The sequence below is a fragment of the Streptomyces sp. NPDC046308 genome (assembly GCF_055588065.1).
The window spans coordinates 253328-278268 of record NZ_JBVJFB010000010.1; the positions used below are offsets into that span (position 1 = coordinate 253328).

Here is a 24941-nt window from a genome sequence, read left to right on the forward strand (position 1 = left end):
AGCAGACATGCCTGGACCGTCCAGGGGCAGTTCGGCGCTTGTGCCCGTCGCCATCACCGGCATGGGCGTGGTCACCCCCGGCGGGTGCACCGCGGACGAGCTGTGGGACACGCTGCGGGCCGGCCGGTCCACCGCCGCCGAGCTGACCCACTTCGACCTCGGCCGCCACCGGGTGCGGATCGGCTGCCGGGTCCGCGGCCTGGAGGGCCTGGCCGGGCTGGTCGGGGCCAAGGAGGCCCGCCGGATGGACCCCTTCGCCCACTACGGCACGGCCGCCGCCCTCGCCGCGCACCGCGACGCGGGATCCCCCACGGCCGAGGCCGGCCGCACCGCCATCGTGGTGGGCAACGCGGTCGGCGGGCGGGCCACCAGCGACCTGGAGTCCGCCCACTACACCGAGGGCGGCCCGGCCCGGGTCAATCCGCTGATGCCGCTGATGACCATGCCCAACGCGGCCGCCGCCCACATCGCCATCCGGCTCGGCTGGACCGGTCCCGCACTGACCGTCGCCAACACCTGCGCCAGCGGCGCGGATGCGATCGGGCACGCCCTGATGCTGCTGCAGAGCGGCCGCGCCGATCTCGTCATCGCCGGCGGCGCGGAGCACACCCTCACCCCGGTCACCCTGGCCGGCTTCGGCAACCTCAACGCGGTCTCGACGCGCAACGACGACCCGGAGCACGCCTCGCGCCCCTTCGACAAGGACCGCGACGGGTTCGTGATGGGCGAGGGCGCGGGATTCGTCGTCATGGAACGCCTCGAGGACGCGCGGGCGCGCGGGGCCCGGACGTACGGGCTGGTCGCCGGGTACGCGGCCACCGCCGACGCCCACCACCTGGCGATGCCGCTGCCCGACGGTGCGGGAGCCGCGGCCGCCATGGCCTCGGCCATCGCCGACGCCGGCCTGGAGGCGTCCGACATCGTCCACGTCAACGCCCACGGCACCTCGACCCCGCACAACGACCGCTCCGAGGCCGCCGCCCTCACCAAGGTGTTCGGCAGCGCCCAGCCGCCGGTCACCGCACCCAAGTCGGTCATCGGCCACCTGATCGGCGCCGCCGGGGCCGTGGAACTCATCGCCACCGTGCAGGCCATGCGGCACTGCGAGGTACCGCCCACCGCCAACCACGAACAGCTGGAGCCAGGAATGGACATCGACGTCGTCCACGGCACACCCCGCGCCGTGCGCCCGGGACCGGCCCTCACGAACTCCTTCGGGTTCGGCGGCCACAACTCCTGCGTGGTGGTGATGCCGGTATGACGCTGCTGACCCTGCCCTCCCCCGTGCGGACGCTCACCGTCACCGAGCCCGAGATCACCGACTACCGCGGCGCGGCCCGGCGGGGGCTGCCCACCGCCCGGCCCGGCCAGGCCTCCCCCGTGCACACCTTCGTCCTCGCCCACACGGTGGCCGAGCAGACGGTGGCCGCGCTGACCGCCGCCGAGCCCGGACCGGTCTCGGTGGTCCACCTCGGCCAGGACATCCGCACGGTGCGGCCGGTCCGGCCGGGCGAGACGGTGAAGGTGGCCCTGGAGGTGGCGGGCGTCCGCAAGGAGCCGCGCGGTGCCCGGATCGCCCTGCGGGTCCATCTGGTCGGCGAGGACGGCCCCGAGCCGTTCGCCGAACTGACCATCTCCGCCCTGCTGGTCGGGGCGACCCTGCTGGAGCCCTTCGGTGACATCGGCGTCGGCCCCGCCGCCCCCGCCCCGGCCGGCGCGGGCGAGCCGCAGAGCGCGGTGCACGCGCTGACCACCGACTGGATCACCGCCTACGCCCACGCCTCCGGCGACCTCAACCCCATCCACCTCGACGCGGACGCGGCCCGCGGGGCCGGTTTCGACACCGTCATCGCGCACGGCATGAGCGTGGTCGCCCTCGCCGTGGAGGAGGCCGTGGACCGCTTCGCGGACGGCGACACCGCCCGGGTGCGCGGCCTTGGCTGCCGCTTCTCGGCGCCGGTGCCCCCCGGCATCCCGCTGGAGATCCTCCTGCAGCCCGACGCCGGGGCCCGCCTGGTCCGCTTCACCTGCAAGACACCCAAGGGCGCGGCCGTGAAGTCGGGCTGGATCGAGCTGGCGCAGCCGGCGCCGCGGGAAGGAGAGGACCGGCCATGACGACAAGCACCCCGGCCACCCCGGCCGCCCCGGCCGTTGAACTCGGTCTCCTGGGAGGGTTCCTGACCCAGGTCCGTGACCGCCCCCACGCCACCGCGCTCCTGTTCAACGGCGAGGAGACCAGCTACCGCGAGCTGTACGAGCTCGCCGGCCGCGAACGCGACCGCCTGGCGCGCCTGGAGCTCCCCCCGACGGTGCCGGTCGGTATCCTCGCCGACAAGTCGCCGGCCGCCGTGGCCCTCGTACTGGGCTGCCTGCTGGCCCGCCGGCCGCTGCTGCTGCCGTCGCCGGCCCTCGCCGACACCCTCCTGGCCGATCTGTTCGCGCAGGCCGGCTGCGCCCGGGTGCTGGCTCCCGGCGGCCTGCCGGCCCGGATCTCGCCCAACCCGGCCGTGCGGGCCCAGCCGCTGCCGGCCGACGAGGCCGCGGACGTGGCGTTCATGCTGACCACCTCCGGCTCCACCAGCCTGCCGAAGATCGTCCCGCTGAGCCTGGACGCCGTGGACCGCTTCACCCGCTGGGCCGGGAACGCGTTCGGGATCGGACCCGAGCGCACCGTCCTGAACTACGCCCCCCTCAACTTCGACCTCTGTCTCCTGGACGTGTGGACCACCCTGGCCCGCGGCGGACGCGTCGTCCTGGTCGACCCGGCGCTGGCCGCCCACGGACGCCACCTGCGCGACCTGGTGCTGCGCCACGACGTCCACGTGGTGCAGGCCGTCCCGATGGCCTTCGGGCTGCTCCAGGACGCGGCCGACAAGAGCGGCGACACCTTCCCCGGCGTCGAGCACGTCATGTTCACCGGCGACGCGATTGCCGACCGCACCCTCGGTGCGCTGCCCTCCCTCTTCCCCAAGGCCCGCATCCACAACATCTACGGCTGCACGGAGACCAACGACAGCTTCGTCCACGAGATCGAACCCGCCGACGCGCCCGCCACCGCCCTGCCCCCGGTGCCCATCGGCCGCCCGCTGCCCGGGGTGGCGGCCCTGATCCTGGACCCCGACACCGGGGCGCTCGTGGAGGGGCCCGGCAGCGGAGAGCTGTACGTCTCCACGCCCTTCCAGACCCGCGGCTACCTCGACCGGACCCGGCACGCCGACAAGTTCACCGCCCACCCGCTGGGCCTGGACGAGCGGCGCTGGTTTCGCACCGGCGACCTCGTACGGCGGGACGCGGCCGGCACCCTGCACCTGAGCGGCCGCACCGACTTCCAGGTCAAGGTCCGCGGGGTCGCCGTCAACACGGCCGAGATCGAACGGGTCCTGCAGGAACACCCCGACGTGCTGGAGGCGGGCGTCGCGGCGCTGCCCGATGCGATCGCCGGCAAGCGGCTCGTCGCCGCCGTCCGGCGCGCCCCCGGCGCCACCCTGACCGGTCTGCAGCTGCGCACGCACTGCGCCCGGCACCTGCCCAGGGCAGCGGTCCCCCACCAGCTCACGCTGAGCGACTCCCCGCTGCCGAAGACCGCCACCGGAAAGGTCGACCGCAAGGCGCTCGACCGGCTCGACTCCCCCACCGTCCCACCTGCCGCGACGTCCGTCGCCCCACCTCTCGCCGAAGGAATCCCGTCATGAGCAACATCGACACCATCAAGAACTTCGTCATCACCGAGTTCCTCCCGGGCACCGCGGCCGCCGAACTCGCCATCGACCACGACCTGCTCAACGACGGGGTCATCGACAGCCTGGGCGTCCTGAAGCTGATCGCCTGGGTCGAGGACCGCTTCGAGCTCGCCATCGGCGACGCCGACCTGGACCCCAACAACTTCCGCAGCGTCGAGGCGATCGACACCTTCATCGCCGAGGCCCGCCGCACGGCGGCCGCCTAGAACCACCCACCACCACCCGACCCCGACGAGAGAGAGACCGACCGTGCACGACGCACTCACCGGCCTGCTGGAACAGCGGGCCCCGGTCGGCCGGGAGACCTGGCGGTCCTGGTGGGACCAGCTCGGCGACGGCCAGCTCGACCAGAGCGAGGTCCTCGCCCTGCTGGCCTCCCTGGCCAGCCGGCTCCCGGACCACCAGACCCTGCGCCACCTGCTGGACTCGCTCGCCGAGCGCCGGCCGGCGGCGACGGTGACCACCTCCTGGGAGGGCACCGTGAACGTCGTCGGCACCGGCGGCGGCCCCAGGACCTTCAACATCTCCACCGCTTCGGCGTTCGTCGCCGCGGCCGCGGGGGTCAAGGTCGTCAAGACCGGGTCGCGGGCCTACACCAGCTCGCTGGGCTCCGTCGACCTGCTGGAGCGGCTCGGTGTCCGTCTCACCTCCTCCTACGCCCAGACCGAGGACACCCTCGCCGCCCACGGGATCGCCTTCGCCGGGCCCTTCGTCTACCCGGCGCAGCTGACCCGGCTGGCGCGGACGGTGACCCCGCACTCCCTCAAGCCCTTCGGCCGCTTCCTGAACGCACTGGGCCCCTTCCTCGCCGACCTGCCGGTGACCGCCCAGGTCACCGGGGTCTCGGCGGCCGCCCCCCTGGACACCCTGCGCCGGCTCGCCGCGACCACGACGGCCCGCCGGATCTGGCTGACCAGCAACGACACCGGCGCGGACGAGCTGCTGCCCTTCGCCACCAACACCGTCCACGGGGAACACGGCCTGACCCGGATCATCCGGCCGGGCGAACTCACCCCGGGCGACGGCTCCTTCGGGGACCTGCGGCCGGCCGCCGAGCCCGCCGCGGCCGTCGAGCACTTCCTGGCCGTCCTGGCCGGCACGGCGGGCCGGGTGGCCACCCACACGGTCTGCCTGGGCGCGGCCGCCCTGGTGGTGGCCGCCGGCGTCCGCCGGGACTGGCCCTCCGCCTTCGCCCTCGCCGAGGGCGCGGTCCGCTCCGGCGAGGCCCACGACCTCGCCCGGCGCCTGGCGGCGGCGTCCACGGCCCGCACCCCGGCGGTGGCGCATGCCTAGGCCCGCCGCACCCGCCCCGACCCACCGGCCTACACCGGCGGCGCCGGCCCGGCACTCCGCGCCCTTCTTCCCGACCCGGCGGCCCGGCACCGCCCCCGGCCTGGCCCTGTTCCTCAACGCGGGTGACCCGCCGCTGCCGGTCCTGCGGGATGTGGTCCTGATGCTCGACCAGGAGGGCGTGGACTGCCTGGAGCTGGCCGTCCCGTTCCCCGACTCGGTCACCGACGGCCCCGTCGTACGGCGCTCCGCCCGCCGGGCCCTTCAGCGCGGCGGCGCCGACCTGGACGACGTACTCGCCTTCATCGCCGACGTACGGCCGCACCTGGCGCACCTGCGGATCGCCCTGCTCGCCGACTGGAGCCACTCCCTCAGGCACCGCGACCTCGCGGCCACCACCGGTGAGATCGCGGCGGCGGGCGCGGACGGACTCCTGCTGCACGCGCTGCCCCCGCGGCTGCGCGAGGAGCACCTGGAATCGGCCCGGGCGGCCGGGCTGGCGGTGGTCACCACCTGCTACGCCAGCAGCCCGGCCACCGTCCGGGCCCAGGCCGCCGCGCAGGCCGGCGCCTACCTCTATCTCGTCGCCCACTACGGACGCAGCGGGACCGCACCGGCGGCCGGCCATGCCGCGCTGGCGCAGACCGTCACGGACCTGCGGGCGCACACGAGGGCCCCGATAGCCGTCGGCTTCGGGGTCAGCACACGGCAGGACGTCCAGGCCGTCGGCGCGTCCGGCGCCGACGCGGCGATCATCGGCTCCGCCGCGGTGGCCGCCGTGGAGCGGGCGCAGGAAGACGGCCTCGATGTGACCGCCGCCTTCCGCACCTTCGTCCGCTCGGTCCTGCCCGAAAGCCCGCACTGACCACACCGACCACACCGACCACACCGACCACACCGACCTTCCCTACCGGCGGAAGCGAGCTCCACCCCTCACCAGCACCATCCGCGCACCACCTCACACCGGGAGATTGCCATGATCGTTCGCGACATCGAGTCCGTGAAGACCGTCGAGTGGGGCAACGGCCTCAGCCGCCGCTTCCTCCTCGCCGAGGACGGCCTGGGCTACTCGCTCACCGACACCACGGTGCTCGCCGGCACCAAGTCGCGGCTGGAGTACGTCAACCACCTGGAGGCCTGCTACTGCATCGAGGGCTCCGGCGAGGTCATCGAGCTCGACGGCACCTCGCACGAGATCGTCCCGGGCCGGATGTACGCCCTCGACCAGCACGACGCCCACTTCCTCGTCGCCAGCCCGCACGAGGACCTGCGCCTGGTCTGCGTGTTCTCGCCGGCCCTGCGCGGCGACGAGGTCCACAGCCTCGACGCGCACAGCTCCTCCGCCTACTGAAAGGCGCGCCCGGCGCGCCCCCCGCCCGTCCGAACCGTCAGCCGAATCAAAGGGGTCCCTCGTGATCCGTTGGAACGCCGACCAGGCCGATCTGCGCGGAGGCCTGGAGCGGTGGGGAGACGCACTCAGCGCAGACCACATCGAACTCGACGAGCAGTCCGCCTTCTCGCCGGACAAGTGGAAGCTCGTGCAGAAGACCGGGATTTTGGGATTGCCCTTCGACGAGGACCACGGAGGCCTCGGACAGTCCCTGCTGACCACCATGTACGTGCTGGAAGGCCTCGGCGAGTACAACCGCGACTCGGGCCTGAGCTTCTCGGTCACCACGTCCATCTGCTCCACCGGGATCCCGATCCAGCAGTTCGGCACCGTGGATCAAAAGGAGCGCTACCTGCCCGGGATCTGCTCGGGCGAGACGATCGGCGCGCACGCCATCACGGAGGCCGAGGGCGGCTCCGACGCCATGGCGATGGCCACCAGGGCCGTGCGTGACGGGGACGACTTCGTCATCAACGGCAGCAAGGTGTTCGTCAGCAACGGGCCGATCGCGGACGTGATCGTGGTCTACGCCCGGACCCATCCGGACGGCGGCCCGCTGGGAACGACGGCGTTCCTGGTGGACCGCGACACCCCCGGGGTGAGCGCCGGCAGGCCCATCAAGAAGATGGGCCTGCGGACCTCTCCGCTGAGCGAACTGTTCTTCGACGACGTACGGGTGCCCAAGACCGCGGTCCTGGGCCGGGTCGGAGGCGGGTTCCTCGTCCTGGACCACGTGATGAAACGGGAGATCCTCTTCTCCTTCATCGTCAACGTGGGCGAGATGCAGCACCGGCTGCAGCGGTGTGTCGACTACGCGAAGACACGCAAGTCCTTCGGAAAGGCGATCGGTTCGTACCAGACGATCGCCAACAAGATCGTCGACACGAAGATCCAGCTGGAGACCGCCCGCAAGTGGCTCTACGACACCGGGGAGAAACTGGAGGCGGGCGAGAACGTCACCGTGGACCTGGCCATCGCCAAGCTCGTCACCAGCGAGAGCAACCTGGCCACCAGCATCACCGCCGTGCAGATCTTCGGCGGCCACGGTTACATGTCGGAGTTCGGCCTGGAGCAGGACGTGCGCAACGCCCTGGGCGGCACGATCTACTCGGGGACCAACGAGATCCAGTACAACCGCATCGCCTCGATGCTGGGACTGGGCAAGTGAGCACCACCCGCCCGCTGTCCCGGACGCTGCTGAAGGTCTGCGGGGCCACCGGGCTCCGCGACATCGAGGCGGCGGCGGCCGCCGGGGCGGACTGCGTCGGCCTGTGGCACGGCGTACCCGGCGGCCCGTCGGAACTGGACGCGGACGGGCTCGCCGCCCTGGTGGCGGCGGCCCGTCCGGCCGGGCTCCTGCCGGTCCTGGTGACGTTCCTGGCCGACCCGGGCGCGCTGGCCGAGATCGTGCGGCGCACCGGCGTGGCCTGGGTCCAGCTCCACGCCTACCAGCCGCCGGCCGTCGTACGGGCGCTGCGCGAGGCGCTGCCGGCGCAGGTCGGCCTGGTGAAGGTGCTGCACGTCGACGAGGCGGGCGGCTGTGTGGAGCGTCCGCTGATCGGTGCGTACGAACGGGCCGGCACCGATCTGTTCCTGCTGGACACCGCCACCGGGGACGGCCGGATCGGCAGTACCGGCGCCGCGCTCGACCCGGCCCGTCTGACTTCCCTGCTGCCCCGTCTGGGGCGGCCCTTCCTCCTGGCCGGCGGTCTGAGCGCGGCCAACCGCCCCGCCTACGAGGACGTCGTACGCCACCCCGGTTTCCGTGGCATCGACGTGGACACGGCGGCGCGCGACCTGGCGACGGGCCGCTTCGGCGTCCCGGAGATCGCCGCACTGGCCCGTGCCTGGCGCACGGGCTCCCCCGTCCCCGACCCTCCCCGGCTGGAGCTTTCGCGATGACGCAGCAGAACCGGAACGGCTTCCCTTTTCTCGAGGCCCTCCTGGCCTCGCCGACCCCCGTGGTGATGGAGGTGAAACGGCGCGATGCCCACGGCTACGACATGCTCGGCGGCCGCACCCCGGCCGCGATCGTGGAGGCGTACGAAACGGCGGGCGCCCCGTGCATCTCGGTGGTGACGGGCCGCTGGTTCGGCGGCTCGCCGGCGCTGCTGCGGGACGTGGCCGCGCTGAGTGGTCTTCCGCTCCTGCAAAAGGACTTCATCACCCGCAAGGACCAGATCCGCACGGCGCGGGAGCTGGGGGCGTCGGCGGTGCTGCTGACGGCGGCGCTGCTCCCGGCGTCGAGCATGCGGACCCTGGTGACGGAGTGCCTGCTGGCCGGGCTCACACCGTTCGTGGAGATCACGACGGAGGCCGAACTCGATGCGGTCCACCATCCGCAGGAGTGTGTGATCGCGGTCAACAACAAGGACATCAGGACCCGCGAGCGGGGCGCCGGCGACCTGGGCCGTTCCCTGGACCTGCTGCCGGCCATCCGTGCGGCGGGGGCGGCCTGCCCGGTGAGCGCGAGCGGCATCGACGGCCCGGCGAGCGCCGCACGGCTCCTGGACGCCGGGTTCGGCGGGCTGCTGGTGGGCACCTCGCTGCTGCGCACCGGGGCTCCCGTGGAGTGGGTGGATGCGATGGCGGGCGCACGAAGGGGGCTGGCCCTGCGATGAGTTGCCTTCCGGGCGGCGCACGCCCCTACACCCTGAACGCCGCGGGCATCCCCCTGTCGGGGCTGCTGGCCCTGCCCGAGGGCGGCCAGGTACGCTCCACGATCCTGGCCGTCCACGGCCGCGGCATGCGGGCGGCGTACTGGAACGCCCTGATCCCCCTCGCCACCGCTGTGGGCCACGCGGTCCTGGCGCTGGACCGGCCGGGCTACGGAGACTCGGCGGACCTGCTGCCCGAGGGCCAGAGCCTGGCCGGGCAGGCGGAAACCCTCCACGCGGCCCTCAAGGAGCACGCGGCCGGGCACGCCATCGGCGCCGGCGTGTTCCTGCTGGGCCACTCCGACGGCGGCAAGGTGGCCCTGCACACCGCGGCCGGTGACGGCGCGGTCCCGCTGCTGGGCCTGGACGCCTCCGGGGTCGGCCACCACTACAACCCGCAGGCCCTGCACTTCCCCTCCACCCTCGGCGGCGGTGCCTCCAGGCTCAACTGGGGGCCCTTGAACCTGTATCCGCGCGGCACCTTCCAGGCCAGCCGCGCCCTGCTGGCCCCGACCCCGCCCAGGGAGTCCGCGGAGACCGTCCGGTGGCCGGGCCAGTACGAGGAACTGGCCCCCCGGATCCGTGTCCCGGTCCGTCTCACCTTCGCCGAGCACGAGGCGTGGTGGCACCTGGACGATGCGGCGCTGGCGTCGATGGCGGCCCTGCTGAGCGCCGCCCCCCACGTCGGTGTGGAGCACCTGCCGGCGGCGGGCCACAACATCAGCCTCGGTCACGCGGCCACCGCCTACCACCTGCGGGCCCTGGCCTTCCTGGAGGACTGCCTGCGGCTCTAGTGCCGGCGGGCTTCGGAAACGACGATCGGCCGCACCCCGGGCGGGGGGTGCGGCCGATCGTCGGTTCACGGGGGCGGCGGGAGCGCCGCTCAGACAGTCACCACCCGGGTCACCAGCTGGTCGCGGATCCGGGCCGGGAGCGCCGGCGCGAACCGCTGGAGGTAGTGGTCCATGTGGGCGTCGTCGCTCACCAGGAAGGGCAGGTCGAAGACGAGGAGCTTGCGGACCGCCAGCAGCGGCAGCGGGGCGCGCAGCGGACGGAAGGACTCGTTGTACAGGCCCGGTTCCTCGCAGACGGGGTGGAACTGCCCGATCATCAGTCCCTCGGCGACGAACTCGTCCTTGGCCTTGCGCTGGAGTTCGTCGAGCTCCACCGAGTCGGTGGGGTCGAAGCCCGGCAGGACCAGCAGGATGGTGAGGAGTTCGCGGTCCTCGGGCGAGAGCGGCTCGGACAGGGCCGCGTGGCGGGTGCGCAGCGAGTCGACGGCCATGGCCAGGTCCTCGCATCCGGCGGACGGCAGGGCCAGGTGGAAGAGGTCCTTGCGCAGGGAGGGCTGGGTGTAGGGGCACACGGGTCCGGTGCGGCCCAGTTCGGGGTGGCTGGAGACGAGGAAGTCCCGGCTCCACATGAGGACTTGCAGCAGCGGTCCGGCGGCTTCGGGCGGTACCTCGCCGCGGGCGACCTGGCTGCTGGTCCACGACTGGATCAGGTCGTCTCCCCTCATCGGGGGTTCCTCCACATCGGTCGCAGTGCGGGTCCGCCGTCGGGCAGGGAGATGTCCGCGCCCAGGCGCGCGAAGCCGGCCCGGCGGGTGGCGGCTTCGCCGCCCGGTGAGCTGGCCTCCGTGTAGGCGCCGACCTGTTCGGTGTCGGCGCGGGCGGTGATCTCGGCGAGGAGGCCGGACATGAGGCCGCTGCGCTGGTGGCCGGGGCGGACGGCGCCGAAGGAGATGGAGTAGTGCGGGGTGTGCGGGTGGCGTTCGGCCTGGAGGCGGGCGATGGTGCGCAGCGCGTCGGTGTGTGCGCCCAGGGCGTGGGCGAAGGCGGCGTCCAGGGCTTGTTCGTCGGGTTCGGCGCCGGGCGGCAGGAACAGCAGCACCGCGTCGCCGTCGGGGGTGGCGAGGATCGCGTCGTGGGCGGCGGAGAGGTCGACGAAGACCCGGAAGAAGCCGGGGAGCAGTTCGGCTCGCAGCCGCTCGTCGGGGATCATCCAGCGGGTCAGGGCGTCGTCGTGGAAGGCGGCGGACAGCAGGGCGGACAGGTGGTCGGCGGACGGCCGGGACGGCCGGTGGGGCCGGTGGGGCCGGTGGGGCCGGGGTAAGGCGGTCGGGCTGGACGCGTTCGGGGACAAGGCGGGGACCTCCGGTCGGAAAGACGATGAGGAGACGGGCGGGAAAGAGCCGGGGCGGGGCAGGGGTGGTCCGGCGGGCGGTGGGGGGCTGGGGCCGGGGGCGGTCGGGGCGGTGGCCGTCAGGGCGCCGTGCGGCCGCGTGCGGCCAGTTCCTCGACGCGGGCGTGCAGGGTCGGCAGGTAGTGCTCGGACTCCGGCTTGATCAGGACGCTGCGGATCACCCGGGCGGCGTCCGCGTCGCGGGGCACGTGCGGGTGGCGGCGTACGAAGGCGTCGGCGTCCGCGCGCAGCACGCTCAGGAACACGGGGTCGGCCTCCGCGGTCATGCCCTCGCGCAGCAGTCGGCCGGAGGCGGCGTCGATCGAGGAGAGGGTCATGGCTGCGGAGGTGGGGAAGTAGGTGACGATGTCGAGGTCCGGGCGCTGGTAGAGCTCCAGTGCGTCGGAGGCGGTCAGCAGGTCGGCCCAGTGCAGTGCGGCCCGGCGGTTCGCGGTGAGGATCTTGCCGAAGCCGTCGGGGGTGAGCGGCAGCAGTTGCAGGGTCAGCCACAGGGCCGCGGCGGCCGCTCCCGCGCGGGAGCACTCCAGGCTGATCTCGCCCAGGTGCAGGTCCGCGTCGGTGAAGTAGGTGTAGGGCGAGTCGTGGGCGAAGTGCCGGCCGGCCCGCGGGTCGGGGAAGAGGACGGCGCCGCAGCCATAGGGCTGCAGGCCCTGCTTGTGCGGGTCCACCACCACCGAGTCGCAGGCGGCGATGGCCCGCCAGGGGGCGGGGTCGATGCCGCCGGTGCCGGAGCGGCCCAGGATGGCGTAGAAGCCGCCGTAGGCGGCGTCGACGTGCACCCGCGCCCCGTAGTGGCGGGCCAGCGGCAGGACTTCGTGGACCGGGTCGACCGCGCCGAGCCCGGTGGTTCCGGTGGTGAGGACGACGGTGCCGATGCGGCCGCCGCGCAGCGCCGCCTCCAGCGCGTCGAGGTCGATGCGGCCGGCTGCGTCGGTGGGGATGCGGTGGCCCTCCATGCCCAGGACGTGGCACATCCGCTCGTGGGTGTAGTGGCATTCGCCGCTGTAGGCGACGCCGCGGTCGGGGTGGAGCTGGCGGGCGACGTAGAGGGCTTCCAGGTTGGCCATGGTGCCGCTGGTGGTCAGGTGCCCGACGTGCGCGTCGAGCCCGAACATGGCGGCGAGGTCGGCGACGGCCTCGCGTTCCATCTCGGTGGTGGCGGGTCCGCCCTCGGCGGCGTGGTTGTTGGGGTTGAAGAGCATGGCGGTGAGGTAGCCGGTGACGGCCGCCGGGTGCGGCGGCTTGACCATCTGTCCGGCGTAACGCGGGTGGAAGAACGGATAGTTGTGGTCCATCCGCTTGGCGAGGCGGTCGAAGGCCTCGTCGAAGGCGTCGGGCCGCACGCGGTGCGCGTCGTGGGTCCGGTACGGGCCGAACTGCCCTCCCCACCGCTCCGCCACCGTGAGTGCGCGCGGCAGCCAGTCGCGTAGGTCGTGCAGGTCGTGCAGGTCCACGGGAGCCTCCCCCAGCGGCCGCCCGGTTCGGCGGCACGAGTCGGGCGTACGCGGTCGTACGTACGCATGAGGAGGGTTACGAAGGCCCCGCAAGGCCCGCGCAACGCCTGACGCCCGCACACCATCTGGGCTCGAGTGATGCGCTAGGGGGTGTTGCGAAAGTCCGGTGCGGTGCCCGCGGTGTCCGGTGCGTGCTCTGGGCGTGCCGGGCGTAGGCCCTCGTACGGGGCGCACTGGGGACTTCGGCCGGTGCGGCGAGAGTGCGTGCCGGGCGCCGGGGGCACCGTGCGGGACTTTCGCAACCCCCCAGGCGCCTCTGGTCCACTCGCCGCGCGACAGCCACGCGGGGCACCGGCCCGGCCGGCTGCCCGCAGGCACCGCCCCACCGGCCGCCGCACACCGGGCGCCGGCCGTCCGCGCCCGCGCGCCCGGTGCCGCTGCCGGGCGCCGGGGCGAACCCACCCTTTTCCAGGAGGAGATCCCATGGTCACCAGACGCAGCCTGCTCGGCGGTGCCGTCGCCGCGACCGGCGCCGGCCTGCTCACCACCGGAGGCCTGACTCCGCTGCTCAGCGCCCGCACCGCCGAAGCCTCCGGCGCCGGCGCCGGCAAGCCGGTCGCCGTCCCGCCGCCGTTCACCGTGCGGATGCCGCTCCTGCCGGTGCTCCAGCCGATATCCACGGCGGGCGGCCAGGACACCTATGCCGTCACCATCAAGGAGGTGGCGCGGGAGATCATCCCCGGTGCGCAGACGAAGGTGCTGACCTACGACGGCCACTTCCCGGGACCGGTGCTGCGGGCCCGCAGCGGGCGCAAGGTGGTGATCCGGCACCGCAACACCCTCACCATGCCGGTCTCGGTCCACCTGCACGGCGGCAGCGTCTCGCCGGAGAACGACGGCGGCCCGATGGACACCTTCGCGCCGAACACCTCGCGCACCTACACCTACCCGAACCAGCAGCCGGGCGCCGGCCTGTGGTTCCACGACCACGCGCACCACATGGAGTCGGAGCACGTCTTCAGGGGGCTGTCGGCCACCTATCTCCTGTCCGACGAGACGGAGCGGTCGCTGCCGCTGCCGTCGGGCCAGTACGAGGTCCCCATCGCGCTGCGCGACGCCCGCTTCGACGAGGCCGGGCAGCTGGTCTACGTGATGGACGACGTGTTCGGGCGGACCACGATCCTCGCCAACGGCCGGCCGAGCCCGTACTTCGAGGTGGCGGCCCGCAAGTACCGCTTCCGGCTGCTGAACTCCTCCAACATGCGCTTCTTCCAGCTGCGCCTGTCGGACGGCGGCCAGATGATCCAGATCGGTACGGACGGCGGGCTGCTGGAGCACCCCTTCCCGACGGACACCATCGGGCTGTCCCCGGCGGAGCGGGCCGACGTGGTCATCGACTTCTCCCGCTACCGGGTCGGCACGAAGATCGTCCTGGAGAACACCCTGGGGCCCGGCACACCCGACCAGGTGGGCAAGGTGCTGCGCTTCGACGTCGTGCGGACGGCCCCGGACGCCAGCCGCGTGCCCGAGACGCTGCGCACCCTGCCGCCGATGGCGAACGCCACGGTCCAGCGCACCATCGTCCTCAACATGGACGAGGACGGCCGGGAGGAGCCGCGGGGGCTCATCGACGGTCAGGTCTGGGACTACCAGCGCATCGACCAGACCATCGCCCACGGCAGCTCGGAGATCTGGACGGTCACCAACGCCAACAAGATCGTCCCGCACAACTTCCACATGCACCTGATCCAGTTCCGGGTCCTGGAACGGGGCGGGGCGCCGGTGGCGCCGGGCGAGGCCGGGCTGAAGGACACGGTCCGCCTCTTCCCCGGCGAGACGGTCAAGCTGCACGCCACCTTCGACACCTACCGGGGGACCTACGTCTACCACTGCCACCTGCTGGACCACTCGGCGATGGGCATGATGGCCAACTTCCGCATCCGCTAGCAGCAGCGGGCCCGGGGCGGGGCCCGCCGGGGGTGGGGCCCGCCGGGGTGGGGCCCGCCGGGGGTGGGCCGCCGAAGCCCCGCGTCGAGCGGAGGTGGGGGAAGCGGCCAGCTCCGCTCGACGCGCTCTCAAGGACGGGCCGAGGACCGGGCGGCAGGATCCTCGGCAACAGACCATGTCCGGCCGTGTCCCCCACGTCCGACCCTGCCCGATCCCACCACCCGTCCCCACACCACCTGGAGTGAGATGTCCCGCCGTCTATTCACCTCGGAGTCCGTGACCGAGGGACACCCCGACAAGATCGCCGACCAGATCAGCGACACGATCCTCGACGCGCTCCTCTCCGAGGACCCCGCCTCCCGGGTGGCGGTGGAGACCCTCATCACCACCGGTCTCGTGCACATAGCGGGCGAGGTGACGACGAAGGCCTACGCGCCGATCGCGCAGCTCGTCCGGGACAAGATCCTCGAGATCGGCTACGACTCCTCGCAGAAGGGCTTCGACGGCGCCTCCTGCGGCGTGTCGGTGTCCATCGGCGCCCAGTCCCCCGACATCGCGCAGGGTGTCGATGCCGCCTACGAGAGCCGTGTGGAGGGCGAGGAGGACGAGCTCGACCGGCAGGGCGCCGGCGACCAGGGCCTGATGTTCGGCTACGCCTGCGACGAGACCCCCGAGCTGATGCCGCTCCCCATCCACCTCGCGCACCGGCTCTCGCGCCGGCTGACCGAGGTCCGCAAGAACGGCACCGTCCCCTACCTGCGCCCCGACGGCAAGACCCAGGTCACCATCGAGTACGACGGCGACCAGGCCGTGCGCCTGGACACCGTCGTCGTCTCCACCCAGCACGCCTGCGACATCGACCTGGAGGCCCTGCTGGCCCCCGACATCCGGGAGAACGTGGTCGAGTACGTGCTGGCCCGGCTCGCCGAGGACGGCATCAAGCTGGAGACCAACGGCTACCGCCTGCTGGTCAACCCGACCGGCCGTTTCGAGATCGGCGGCCCGATGGGCGACGCCGGCCTGACCGGCCGCAAGATCATCATCGACACCTACGGCGGCATGGCCCGCCACGGCGGCGGCGCCTTCTCCGGCAAGGACCCCTCCAAGGTCGACCGCTCCGCCGCCTACGCCATGCGCTGGGTCGCCAAGAACGTCGTCGCCGCCGGCCTCGCCTCACGCTGCGAGGTCCAGGTCGCCTACGCCATCGGCAAGGCCGAGCCCGTCGGTCTGTTCGTCGAGACCTTCGGCACCCACACCGTGCCCACCGACCGCATCGAGCGGGCCATCACCGAGGTCTTCGACCTGCGTCCGGCCGCGATCATCCGCGACCTCGACCTGCTGCGGCCCATCTACGCGCAGACCGCCGCCTACGGCCACTTCGGCCGTGAACTGCCCGACTTCACCTGGGAGCGCACCGACCGCGCCGAACGGCTGAAGACCGCCGCCGCCTGAGCACCCGGCACGCACCACCCGCAGGACGCATGCCCCCCGTACCGCCTTGCACCGCCTGCACCGCCCGTACCGCCCGTGCCGGCGGGCATCCCCACACCCCCCACCCGCACCACCCTGCTCTGCTCTGCCCTGTCCTGCCCTGCCACATTCCGCCCCGCCGACATCAGACCAGTTCACAGGAGTCCACGTGCGTATCGCGGTGACCGGATCCATCGCCACAGATCACCTCATGGCCTTCCCGGGCCGGTTCGTCGACCAGCTCCTCCCCGACCAGCTGGAACACCTCTCGTTGTCCTTCCTCGTCGACACCCTGCAGGTGCGGCGGGGCGGAGTGGCGGCCAACATCGCCTTCGGCCTCGGCGGCCTCTTCCTCGAGCCCCTCCTGGTGGGGGCCGTGGGCCCGGACTTCGCCGAGTACGAGGTCTGGCTCAAGGAACACGGCGTCGACACCGGCTCGGTGTACGTCTCCAGCGAGCACCAGACCGCCCGCTTCATGTGCATGACCGACCAGGACTCCAACCAGATCGCCGCGTTCTACGCGGGCGCCATGGCCGAGGCCGGGCGCATCGATCTGCGCGGCGTCCATGACCGCGCCCCCCTCGACCTGGTGCTCGTCTCGCCCAACGACCCCGGCGCGATGGTGAGGCACACCGAACAGGCCCGGGAGCTGGGCATCGCCTTCGCCGCCGATCCCTCGCAGCAGCTCGCCCGCCTCACCGGCGCCGAGGTGCGCGCTCTGGTCACCGGCGCCCGCTGGCTGTTCACCAACGAGTACGAGTCCGCGCTGCTGCGCGAGCGGGCCGCATGGAGCCAGGCGGAGGTCCTGGACCGCGTCGGCACCTGGGTCACCACCCTGGGCGCGCGCGGCGTCCGTATCGACCGCAAGGGGGAGCCGGCCCTCACCGTCCCCGCCGTCCCCGACGTCCACGCCGAGGACCCCACCGGTGTGGGCGACGCCTTCCGTTCCGGTTTCCTGGCCGCCGTCAGCTGGGGGCTGCCGCTGGAGACCGCCGCGCAGCTCGGCTGCGCGATGTCCGCGCTGGCCTTGGCGACCGTGGGCTCCCAGGCGTACGAGATCCGGCCTAAGGGCCTGCTCGCCACCGTCCGCGCGGTGTACGGGGAGCAGGCGGCCGGGCTGCTGGAGACGAAGCTGGAGCGGCCGGCATGACGACGAACTCACAGACCCGGGCCGATGCCCTGCGTGAGGCGCTGGCGACCCGTGTGGTCGTCGCCGACGGGGCCATGGGGACGATGCTCCAGGCGCAGGACCCCACGATGGAGGACTTCCAGCAGCTGGAGGGCTGCAACGAGGTCTTGAACGTGACCCGTCCCGACATCGTGCGTTCGGTGCACGAGGCGTACTTCTCGGTGGGTGTGGACTGCGTCGAGACGAACACGTTCGGCACGAACTATGCGGCGCTGGCCGAGTACGACATCGCCGAGCGCAACTTCGAGCTGTCCGAGGCGGGTGCGCGGATCGCCCGCGAGGTCGCCGACGCGTTCACGCAGTCGACGGGGCAGCAGCGCTGGGTGCTCGGCTCCATGGGCCCCGGCACCAAGCTGCCCACCCTGGGCCACATCGGCTACGGCCAGATCCGTGACGCCTACCAGATCAACGCCGAGGGCCTGCTCACCGGCGGCGCGGACGCGCTGCTGGTGGAGACGACGCAGGACCTCCTGCAGACGAAGTCCTCGATCATCGGTGCCCGGCGGGCGATGGAGGCCCTGGGTGTCACCGTTCCGCTGATCTGCTCGGTGACCGTGGAGACGACCGGCACGATGCTGCTGGGCTCGGAGATCGGCGCCGCGCTCACGGCGCTGGAGCCGCTGGGCATCGACATGATCGGCCTGAACTGCGCCACCGGTCCCGCCGAGATGAGCGAGCACCTGCGCTATCTGGCGCGCAACGCCCGCATCCCGCTGTCCTGCATGCCCAACGCGGGTCTTCCGGTGTTGACGAAGGACGGTGCGCACTATCCGCTCAGTGCGTCGGAACTGGCGGATGCGCAGGCGGGCTTCGTCCGCGAGTACGGCCTCTCGCTGGTCGGCGGCTGCTGCGGCACGACGCCGGAGCACCTGCGGCAGGTGGTGGAGCGGGTGCGTGGTACGGCGGTCGTGTCGCGCGACCCGCAGCCGGAGCCGGGTGCGGCTTCGCTGTATCAGACGGTGCCGTTCCGGCAGGACACCTCGTACATGGCGATCGGTGAGCGGACGAACGCCAACGGGTCGAAGAAGTTCCGTGAGGCGATGTTGGAGGGCCGCTGGGACGACTGTGTGGAGATGGCGCGGGACCAGATCCGTGAGGGCGCGCACATGCTCGACCTGTGCGTCGACTACGTCGGCCGGGACGGTGTCGCCGACATGGAGGAACTCGCGGGCCGTTTCGCGACCGCCTCCACGCTGCCGATCGTGCTGGACTCGACCGAGGTTGCGGTGATCCGGGCGGGTCTGGAGAAGCTGGGCGGGCGCGCCGTCATCAACTCGGTGAACTACGAGGACGGTGACGGGCCCGAGTCGCGGTTCGCGAAGGTCACCCGGCTGGCCCAGGAGCACGGTGCGGCTTTGATCGCGCTGACCATCGACGAGGAGGGCCAGGCCCGCACCGTCGAGCACAAGGTCGCCATCGCCGAACGCCTCATCGCGGACCTCACGGGCAACTGGGGGATCCGCGAGTCGGACATCCTCATCGACACCCTGACCTTCACGATCTGCACCGGCCAGGAGGAGTCCCGGGGCGACGGCATCGCCACGATCGAGGCGATCCGCGAGCTCAAGCGCCGCCACCCGGACGTGCAGACCACCCTGGGCCTGTCCAACATCTCCTTCGGCCTCAACCCGGCCGCCCGCGTCCTGCTGAACTCGGTCTTCCTCGACGAGTGCGTCAAGGCCGGCCTGGATTCCGCGATCGTGCACGCGTCGAAGATCCTGCCGATCGCCCGGTTCGACGAGGAGCAGGTCACCACCGCCCTCGACCTGATCTACGACCGGCGCGAGGGCGACTACGACCCGCTGCAGAAGCTGATGGCCCTCTTCGAGGGCGTCAACACCAAGTCCCTCAAGGCCGGCCGCGCCGAGGAACTCCTCGCCCTGCCGTTGGACGAGCGACTGCAGCGCCGCATCATCGACGGCGAGAAGAACGGCCTGGAGGCCGACCTCGACGAGGCCCTGCAGACCCGGCCGGCGCTGGACATCGTCAACGACACCCTGCTGGAGGGCATGAAGGTCGTCGGTGAGCTGTTCGGCTCCGGGCAGATGCAGCTCCCCTTCGTCCTGCAGTCGGCCGAGGTGATGAAGACGGCGGTGGCCTATCTCGAGCCGCACATGGAGAAGACCGACGACGAGGGCAAGGGCACCATCGTCCTGGCCACCGTCCGCGGCGACGTCCACGACATCGGCAAGAACCTCGTCGACATCATCCTCACCAACAACGGCTACAACGTCGTCAACATCGGCATCAAGCAGCCGGTCTCCGCGATCCTGGAAGCCGCGCAGGAGCACAAGGCCGACGTCATCGGCATGTCCGGTCTGCTCGTGAAGTCGACCGTGATCATGAAGGAGAACCTGGAGGAGCTCAACCAGCGCAAGCTGGCCGCCGACTACCCGGTGATCCTGGGCGGCGCCGCCCTCACCCGCGCCTACGTCGAACAGGACCTCCACGAGATCTACGAGGGCGAGGTCCGCTACGCCCGCGACGCCTTCGAGGGCCTGCGCCTCATGGACGCGCTGATGGGTGTCAAACGCGGTGTTGCGGGTGTGGAGTTGCCTGCGTTGAAGCAGCGCCGTGTCGCCAGGCGCGATACGCCGCTGCCGGTGGCGGCGGCCGAGCCGGGGGGCCGCTCGGATGTCTCCGTCGACAACCCGGTGCCCACCCCGCCCTTCTGGGGCACCCGCGTGGTCAAGGGCATCCCGCTCAAGGAGTACGCCTCCTGGCTGGATGAGACGGCCTTGTTCAAGGGCCAGTGGGGGCTGAAGGACAGCGAGACGATCGAGACGGAGGGGCGGCCGCGGCTGCGTGGCTGGCTGGACCGGCTGCACACCGACGGGCTGCTGGAGGCGGCCGTGGTGTACGGCTACTTCCGTTGTGTCTCCAAGGGTGAGGATTTGATCGTCCTCGACGAGAACGGGTCCGAGCGGACCCGCTTCACCTTCCCCCGCCAGCGCCGGGGCCGCCGGCTGTGCCTGGCCGACTTCTTCCGCTCCGAGGACTGCGGGGAGAGCGACGTGGTGGGCCTGCAGGTGGTCACCGTCGGCTCCAGGATCGGCGAGGAGACGGCCCGGCTGTTCGCCGCGGACGCCTACCGCGAGTACATGGAGCTGCACGGCCTGTCCGTCCAGCTCGCGGAGGCCTTGGCCGAGTACTGGCATGCGCGGGTCCGTGGCGAGCTGGGCATCGCCGGGTCCGATCCGGGCTCCGTGGAGGGGATGTTGCGCACCGAGTACCAGGGCTGCCGCTACTCGTTGGGGTATCCCGCCTGCCCCGACCTGGAGGACCGGGCGAAGATCGCCGGTCTTCTGCAGCCGGAGCGGATCGGTGTCCGCCTCTCGGAGGAGTTCCAGCTCCACCCCGAGCAGTCCACGGACGCGATCGTGATCCACCACCCCGAGGCGACGTACTTCAACGCACGCTGACAGCGGCCGCGTTGGAAAGGAGTCCGACATGCCGGCTGCTCTGGCCGCCACCACCGACCGTCCCCGCCCCTTGGCCCCGGCCGCCCCCGGTGTGCGTGAGCTGCTCTCCCAGGGCCGGCGGACCTTCTCGTTCGAGTTCTTCCCGCCGAAGACGGATGCCGGGGAGCGGACCCTGTGGGCGGCGATCCGCCGGATCGAGCCGTTCGCGCCGTCGTTCGTGTCGGTCACCTACGGGGCCGGTGGTTCCTCCCGGGACCGCACGGTGGAGGTCACCAAGCGCATCGCGGCGCAGACCACCTTGCGTCCGGTGGCGCACCTGACGGCGGTGGGGCATTCGGTCGCCGAGCTGCGTCACATCATCGGCCAGTACGCGGACGCGGGCATCCGCGATGTGCTCGCCCTGCGCGGGGATCCGCCCGGTGATCCGAAGGGGCAGTGGACGCCGCATCCGCAGGGGCTTTCCCATGCGCATGAACTGGTGACGTTGATCCGGCAGTTGGGTGATTTCACGGTGGGTGTCGCGGCGTTCCCGGAGCGGCATCCGCGCTCGCCGGGCTGGAGTGAGGACATCCGGCACTTCGCCGCCAAATGCCGGGCCGGCGCGGACTACGCCATCACCCAGATGTTCTTCCACGCCGAGGACTACCTGCGGCTGCGCGACCGGCTCGGTGCGGTGGGGTGTCTGACTCCGGTCATCCCGGAGATCATACCGGCCACCGATTTCCGTCAGATCCGGCGGTTCGCGGAGCTGAGCGACGCCCGTTTCCCGGCGGTGCTCGCCCGGCGGCTGGAGGCGGCGAAGGACGATCCGGCGGCCGGTCACCGCATCGGTGTGGAGTACGCGACGGCGATGGCCGAGCGTCTGCTCGCCGAGGGTGCGCCAGGCCTGCACTACATCACTCTCAACAAGTCCACCGCGACTCTAGAGATCCATCAGAACCTGAACCTCAGCCCGAACTAGCCATCACCATCACGGAGTAGACCCCATGGACTTCAAGGTCGCAGATCTCTCGCTCGCGGAATTCGGCCGCAAGGAGATCACCCTCGCCGAGCACGAGATGCCCGGTCTGATGTCGATCCGCAAGGAGTACGCCCCCTCGCAGCCCCTGGCCGGGGCGAGGATCACCGGCTCCCTGCACATGACCGTGCAGACGGCCGTCCTGATCGAGACGCTGGTGGCGCTCGGGGCGCAGGTGCGCTGGGTGTCCTGCAACATCTACTCGACGCAGGACCACGCGGCCGCCGCGATCGCCGCGGCCGGCATCCCGGTGTTCGCCTGGAAGGGCGAGACGCTTCAGGAGTACTGGTGGTGCACGGAGCAGGCGCTGACCTGGCCCGGCCACGCGGGCCCGAACATGATCCTCGACGACGGCGGTGACGCCACCTTGCTGGTCCACAAGGGCGTCGAGTACCAGAAGGCGGGTGCCGTGCCGGATCCGTCCACCGCGGACAACGAGGAAATGGCCCTGGTCCTGGACCTGTTGAAAAAGACGTCCCTGGACTGGACGGCGCTGGCGTCCGGGATCCGCGGCGTGACGGAGGAGACCACCACCGGTGTCCACCGCCTGTACGAGATGCACCAGGCCGGTGCCCTGCTGTTCCCGGCGATCAACGTGAACGACGCCGTGACGAAGTCGAAGTTCGACAACAAGTACGGCTGCCGCCACTCGCTGATCGACGGCATCAACCGTGCCACCGACGTCCTCATCGGCGGCAAGACCGCCGTGGTCTTCGGCTACGGCGACGTCGGCAAGGGCTGCGCCGAGTCGCTGCGCGGCCAGGGCGCCCGCGTCATCGTCACCGAGATCGACCCGATCTGCGCGCTGCAGGCGGCGATGGACGGCTACCAGGTCGCCACCCTCGACGACGTCGTCGAGAGCGCGGACATCTTCATCACGACCACCGGCAACAAGGACATCATCATGGCCGCCGACATGGCCAAGATGAAGCACCAGGCCATCGTGGGCAACATCGGCCACTTCGACAACGAGATCGACATGGCCGGTCTCGCGAAGATCGAGGGCATCGTCAAGGACGAGGTCAAGCCGCAGGTCCACACGTGGAAGTTCCCCGACGGCAAGGTCCTGATCGTGCTGTCCGAGGGCCGCCTGCTGAACCTGGGCAACGCCACCGGCCACCCCTCGTTCGTGATGTCGAACTCCTTCGCGGACCAGACCCTGGCCCAGATCGAGCTCTTCACCAAGCCCGAGGAGTACCCGACCGACGTGTACGTGCTGCCCAAGCACCTCGACGAGAAGGTCGCGCGCCTCCACCTCGACGCCCTCGGCGTCAAGCTCACCACCCTGCGCCCGGAGCAGGCCGCGTACATCGGCGTGCAGGTCGAGGGCCCGTACAAGCCGGACCACTACCGCTACTGACCGAACCGGGTACCGAACAGATCGAGCCACCGGCTCTTGAGGTTCGCTCGAGAGCCGGTGGAAAGCCCATGGCCGGGTGTCCCCGGGAATGTCACGATCGGACGTCCGTGCCGAGGGAGAGCAGTGCTCCCACCACCCCAGACGAGGATGTCCCATGAACCCCAATCCGGCCGGCAGCCCCCAGCATTACCCCGCCGGAGGCCCGAGCCCGTACGCGACCCAGCCCGGCCCCTACGCCCCGCCCCAGCCGCCCGCCGCGGCGCCCGCCGGGCGCGGCAAGGTGGCCACCGCCCTCCTGTTGGTCTCCACGGTCCTGATGGGCCTGATGGCCGGCCTCTTCTTCGCCTTCGACGTCTCGGTGATGCCGGGTCTGGCGGCGGGCGACGAGCGCACCTACGTCACCGCGATGCAGAACTTCAACTCGGCGATCGACGGCAACGGGATCTTCGGCATGGCCTTCGTGCTCGCCCTGCTCCTGTCGGCGGCCTCGGCGGTCGTCGAGTTCCGGGGCGGCCGCCGCGGCGTGGCGCTCTGGGTCGGTGCGGCGGCCGTCGTCTACCTCGTCGTCCTGATGATCACTTTCTCCGTGAACATTCCGCTGAACAACGAACTGGCCGACGCGGGTGACGCCGCGAAGCTGACGGACTTCTCGATCGTGGAGAAGTTCAAGGGCACCTGGGTCTCCACCAACATCGTCCGCACCCTGCTGTGCACGGCGGCGCTGACGGCCCTGGCCCGTGCCCTGGTCCTGTACGGTCGCGCCACCCGCTGAACCGCGCCGCGAAGCCTGCCCCGCGCGGCACCACCGCGAAGTCCCCCGGCCAACCGGCCGGGGGACTTCGTTGGTTCCGTCCCCCCGGCCGGCCGGGGGGACGGCAGGCCGGGGGGATGGCTTGAGGGGCGGCCGGCCGGGGGCAGCCGGGCCGGGGTCGGCCGGGCCGGGGTCAGCCGGTCTGGCCGTGCAGGTACAGGGCCCAGGACAGGAAGCCCACCGAGGCCGTGCACAGCAGGGTGCGCCACACGTTGGCCCGGGACCAGGGGCCCTCGAAGGCGCGGCGGACGGCGGCGGGGTCGGCGATGCGGGCGACGGGGCCGGCCTTCTCCAGCATGTTGTTCAGCGGGATGTTCACCTTGTTGGTGACGCCCATCGAGACGATGTAGCAGACCAGGGCCGCGATCAGCGGCGGCAGCACGTCGCGTCCGTCGGAGGGGACGTGCAGGGCCAGGGCCAGGGCGGTGAACAGGAACGCCCCGATGTAGCCGAGGACGAACCAGCCGTTGAGGATGGCCACGTTGATGCGCTGCATGACCTCGATGACCGTACGGTCGTCGGTGCGCTTGAGGCCCGGCATCACGGAGACGGAGAAACCGTAGAAGAGGCCACTGACCAGTCCCGTGGTGACGGTGGCGGCGATGAGCGCGGCCAGGCGTGCGGTCTCCATCGTGCGTCCCCCTGTTCGTCCGTCCGCGGAGTCTCTCGGTCATCGATTCTTCGGGAACGGGTCATCGAATCGTCAAGTCATGGGGATCATACGGGCGCGGTGGGCTCCGGCGGGGTGCCCTTCGAGCAGCCCTCGAGTGCTTCTCGAGCGGCGCGTCGCCGCCGGCGCCCGCGGGGACGGCCCGCCGGCCGGCCCCTCCACCGGTGTCCACGGGGCGCACGCGCCGCGGGGGGGGGGGGGGGGGGGGGGGGGGGGGGGGGGGGGGGGGGGGGGGGGGGGTTGGGGGGGGGGGGGGGGGGGGGGGGGGGGGGGGGGGGGGGGGGGGGGGGGGGGGGGGGGGAGGGGGGGAGGGGGGAC

Annotated in this window: 22 protein-coding genes; 18 read left to right on the plus strand and 4 right to left on the minus strand. The window is 71.9% G+C overall.

Translation table 11 applies throughout. The annotated features are described in order from the left end of the window. Positions 1–7: 7 nt before the first annotated feature. The 11 genes from ACZ6JT_RS32745 (at position 8) to ACZ6JT_RS32795 (ending at position 9871) form a co-directional block, all read left to right on the plus strand. Positions 8–1261 carry a beta-ketoacyl-[acyl-carrier-protein] synthase family protein gene (locus ACZ6JT_RS32745; protein ID WP_469215459.1) on the plus strand — a complete coding sequence of 418 codons (1254 nt, stop codon included), beginning with the start codon at positions 8–10 and terminating at the stop codon, positions 1259–1261. Next, positions 1258–2115: a MaoC/PaaZ C-terminal domain-containing protein gene (locus ACZ6JT_RS32750; RefSeq protein ID WP_469215461.1), complete on the plus strand. Its 858-nt coding sequence runs from the start codon at positions 1258–1260 to the stop codon at positions 2113–2115. The genes ACZ6JT_RS32745 and ACZ6JT_RS32750 overlap by 4 nt, the downstream gene beginning before the upstream one ends. Further along, positions 2112–3692, plus strand: coding sequence for an AMP-binding protein (locus ACZ6JT_RS32755; RefSeq protein ID WP_469215462.1), 1581 nt, complete (start codon positions 2112–2114; stop codon positions 3690–3692). The genes ACZ6JT_RS32750 and ACZ6JT_RS32755 overlap by 4 nt, the downstream gene beginning before the upstream one ends. Further along, entirely contained in the window at positions 3689–3946 is a 258-nt protein-coding gene (locus ACZ6JT_RS32760) for a phosphopantetheine-binding protein (protein WP_469215464.1), read from the plus strand. The genes ACZ6JT_RS32755 and ACZ6JT_RS32760 overlap by 4 nt, the downstream gene beginning before the upstream one ends. Positions 3947–3989: 43 nt before the next feature. Continuing rightward, positions 3990–5033, plus strand: a complete 1044-nt coding sequence (locus tag ACZ6JT_RS32765) for a hypothetical protein (protein WP_469215466.1) — start codon at positions 3990–3992, stop codon at positions 5031–5033. Continuing rightward, positions 5026–5895 carry a tryptophan synthase subunit alpha gene (trpA, locus tag ACZ6JT_RS32770; RefSeq protein ID WP_469215467.1) on the plus strand — a complete coding sequence of 290 codons (870 nt, stop codon included), beginning with the start codon at positions 5026–5028 and terminating at the stop codon, positions 5893–5895. Before ACZ6JT_RS32765 ends, trpA begins: the two co-directional genes overlap by 8 nt. Positions 5896–6006: 111 nt before the next feature. Beyond that, positions 6007–6381: an ectoine synthase gene (locus ACZ6JT_RS32775; RefSeq protein WP_030721055.1), complete on the plus strand. Its 375-nt coding sequence runs from the start codon at positions 6007–6009 to the stop codon at positions 6379–6381. Positions 6382–6442: 61 nt separating this feature from the next. Further along, positions 6443–7588 carry an acyl-CoA dehydrogenase family protein gene (locus ACZ6JT_RS32780; RefSeq protein ID WP_469215470.1) on the plus strand — a complete coding sequence of 382 codons (1146 nt, stop codon included), beginning with the start codon at positions 6443–6445 and terminating at the stop codon, positions 7586–7588. Beyond that, positions 7585–8322, plus strand: a complete 738-nt coding sequence (gene trpF, locus ACZ6JT_RS32785) for a phosphoribosylanthranilate isomerase (RefSeq protein WP_469215471.1) — start codon at positions 7585–7587, stop codon at positions 8320–8322. The genes ACZ6JT_RS32780 and trpF overlap by 4 nt, the downstream gene beginning before the upstream one ends. Then, positions 8319–9041 carry a beta/alpha barrel domain-containing protein gene (locus tag ACZ6JT_RS32790; protein WP_469215473.1) on the plus strand — a complete coding sequence of 241 codons (723 nt, stop codon included), beginning with the start codon at positions 8319–8321 and terminating at the stop codon, positions 9039–9041. Before trpF ends, ACZ6JT_RS32790 begins: the two co-directional genes overlap by 4 nt. Then, the gene (locus tag ACZ6JT_RS32795) at positions 9038–9871 is read left to right on the plus strand and encodes an alpha/beta hydrolase (RefSeq protein WP_469215475.1); all 834 of its coding nucleotides are present in this window, start codon (positions 9038–9040) and stop codon (positions 9869–9871) included. Before ACZ6JT_RS32790 ends, ACZ6JT_RS32795 begins: the two co-directional genes overlap by 4 nt. 89 nt (positions 9872–9960) lie before the next feature. Here ACZ6JT_RS32795 and ACZ6JT_RS32800 read toward each other — a convergent pair whose 3' ends face one another. From ACZ6JT_RS32800 to ACZ6JT_RS32810, 3 genes are all read right to left on the minus strand, one after another. Further along, on the minus strand, positions 9961–10596 hold the full coding sequence (locus ACZ6JT_RS32800) for a DUF6875 domain-containing protein (RefSeq protein ID WP_469215477.1): 636 nt from the start codon (positions 10594–10596) through the stop codon (positions 9961–9963). After that, positions 10593–11222 carry a hypothetical protein gene (locus ACZ6JT_RS32805; protein WP_469215478.1) on the minus strand — a complete coding sequence of 210 codons (630 nt, stop codon included), beginning with the start codon at positions 11220–11222 and terminating at the stop codon, positions 10593–10595. Before ACZ6JT_RS32805 ends, ACZ6JT_RS32800 begins: the two co-directional genes overlap by 4 nt. Positions 11223–11341: 119 nt before the next feature. Further along, positions 11342–12736: a pyridoxal phosphate-dependent decarboxylase family protein gene (locus tag ACZ6JT_RS32810; protein WP_469215479.1), complete on the minus strand. Its 1395-nt coding sequence runs from the start codon at positions 12734–12736 to the stop codon at positions 11342–11344. Positions 12737–13219: 483 nt separating this feature from the next. On the opposite strand from ACZ6JT_RS32810, the gene ACZ6JT_RS32815 reads away from it, so the two are divergent. The 7 genes from ACZ6JT_RS32815 to ACZ6JT_RS32845 all read left to right on the plus strand — a co-directional run bounded on the left by ACZ6JT_RS32815 (position 13220) and on the right by ACZ6JT_RS32845 (position 23914). Then, positions 13220–14683, plus strand: a complete 1464-nt coding sequence (locus ACZ6JT_RS32815) for a multicopper oxidase family protein (protein ID WP_469215481.1) — start codon at positions 13220–13222, stop codon at positions 14681–14683. A 246-nt stretch (positions 14684–14929) separates the two neighbouring features. Further along, positions 14930–16135 (plus strand): methionine adenosyltransferase, encoded by a 1206-nt coding sequence (metK, locus tag ACZ6JT_RS32820; RefSeq protein ID WP_469215482.1) that lies wholly within the window; start codon positions 14930–14932, stop codon positions 16133–16135. Between the two features lie 187 nt (positions 16136–16322). Continuing rightward, the gene (locus ACZ6JT_RS32825; RefSeq protein ID WP_469215483.1) at positions 16323–17303 is read left to right on the plus strand and encodes a carbohydrate kinase family protein; all 981 of its coding nucleotides are present in this window, start codon (positions 16323–16325) and stop codon (positions 17301–17303) included. Continuing rightward, positions 17300–20764 carry a methionine synthase gene (gene metH / locus ACZ6JT_RS32830; protein ID WP_469215484.1) on the plus strand — a complete coding sequence of 1155 codons (3465 nt, stop codon included), beginning with the start codon at positions 17300–17302 and terminating at the stop codon, positions 20762–20764. Before ACZ6JT_RS32825 ends, metH begins: the two co-directional genes overlap by 4 nt. Before the next feature lie 28 nt (positions 20765–20792). Then, the gene (metF, locus tag ACZ6JT_RS32835; protein ID WP_469215485.1) at positions 20793–21725 is read left to right on the plus strand and encodes a methylenetetrahydrofolate reductase [NAD(P)H]; all 933 of its coding nucleotides are present in this window, start codon (positions 20793–20795) and stop codon (positions 21723–21725) included. Positions 21726–21750: 25 nt separating this feature from the next. After that, on the plus strand, positions 21751–23142 hold the full coding sequence (ahcY, locus tag ACZ6JT_RS32840; RefSeq protein ID WP_469215486.1) for an adenosylhomocysteinase: 1392 nt from the start codon (positions 21751–21753) through the stop codon (positions 23140–23142). Between the two features lie 154 nt (positions 23143–23296). Continuing rightward, positions 23297–23914, plus strand: a complete 618-nt coding sequence (locus ACZ6JT_RS32845) for an anthrone oxygenase family protein (RefSeq protein WP_469215488.1) — start codon at positions 23297–23299, stop codon at positions 23912–23914. A gap of 172 nt (positions 23915–24086) precedes the next feature. Here ACZ6JT_RS32845 and ACZ6JT_RS32850 read toward each other — a convergent pair whose 3' ends face one another. Continuing rightward, the gene (locus ACZ6JT_RS32850; protein WP_469215489.1) at positions 24087–24584 is read right to left on the minus strand and encodes an anthrone oxygenase family protein; all 498 of its coding nucleotides are present in this window, start codon (positions 24582–24584) and stop codon (positions 24087–24089) included. Between the last annotated feature and the right edge of the window lie 357 nt (positions 24585–24941).

What these genes read in the sequence shown, in the direction of transcription:
- ACZ6JT_RS32850 (WP_469215489.1), bottom strand. Translation starts at nt 24,584, where the DNA reads ATGGAGACCGCACGCCTGGCCGCGCTCATCGCCGCCACCGTCACCACG.
- ACZ6JT_RS32790 (WP_469215473.1), top strand. Translation starts at nt 8,319, where the DNA reads ATGACGCAGCAGAACCGGAACGGCTTCCCTTTTCTCGAGGCCCTCCTG.
- ACZ6JT_RS32755 (WP_469215462.1), top strand. Translation starts at nt 2,112, where the DNA reads ATGACGACAAGCACCCCGGCCACCCCGGCCGCCCCGGCCGTTGAACTC.
- ACZ6JT_RS32745 (WP_469215459.1), top strand. Translation starts at nt 8, where the DNA reads ATGCCTGGACCGTCCAGGGGCAGTTCGGCGCTTGTGCCCGTCGCCATC.
- ACZ6JT_RS32750 (WP_469215461.1), top strand. Translation starts at nt 1,258, where the DNA reads ATGACGCTGCTGACCCTGCCCTCCCCCGTGCGGACGCTCACCGTCACC.
- metF (WP_469215485.1), top strand. Translation starts at nt 20,793, where the DNA reads ATGCCGGCTGCTCTGGCCGCCACCACCGACCGTCCCCGCCCCTTGGCC.
- metK (WP_469215482.1), top strand. Translation starts at nt 14,930, where the DNA reads ATGTCCCGCCGTCTATTCACCTCGGAGTCCGTGACCGAGGGACACCCC.
- ACZ6JT_RS32815 (WP_469215481.1), top strand. Translation starts at nt 13,220, where the DNA reads ATGGTCACCAGACGCAGCCTGCTCGGCGGTGCCGTCGCCGCGACCGGC.
- ahcY (WP_469215486.1), top strand. Translation starts at nt 21,751, where the DNA reads ATGGACTTCAAGGTCGCAGATCTCTCGCTCGCGGAATTCGGCCGCAAG.
- trpA (WP_469215467.1), top strand. Translation starts at nt 5,026, where the DNA reads ATGCCTAGGCCCGCCGCACCCGCCCCGACCCACCGGCCTACACCGGCG.
- ACZ6JT_RS32760 (WP_469215464.1), top strand. Translation starts at nt 3,689, where the DNA reads ATGAGCAACATCGACACCATCAAGAACTTCGTCATCACCGAGTTCCTC.
- ACZ6JT_RS32800 (WP_469215477.1), bottom strand. Translation starts at nt 10,596, where the DNA reads ATGAGGGGAGACGACCTGATCCAGTCGTGGACCAGCAGCCAGGTCGCC.
- ACZ6JT_RS32845 (WP_469215488.1), top strand. Translation starts at nt 23,297, where the DNA reads ATGAACCCCAATCCGGCCGGCAGCCCCCAGCATTACCCCGCCGGAGGC.
- ACZ6JT_RS32795 (WP_469215475.1), top strand. Translation starts at nt 9,038, where the DNA reads ATGAGTTGCCTTCCGGGCGGCGCACGCCCCTACACCCTGAACGCCGCG.
- ACZ6JT_RS32775 (WP_030721055.1), top strand. Translation starts at nt 6,007, where the DNA reads ATGATCGTTCGCGACATCGAGTCCGTGAAGACCGTCGAGTGGGGCAAC.
- metH (WP_469215484.1), top strand. Translation starts at nt 17,300, where the DNA reads ATGACGACGAACTCACAGACCCGGGCCGATGCCCTGCGTGAGGCGCTG.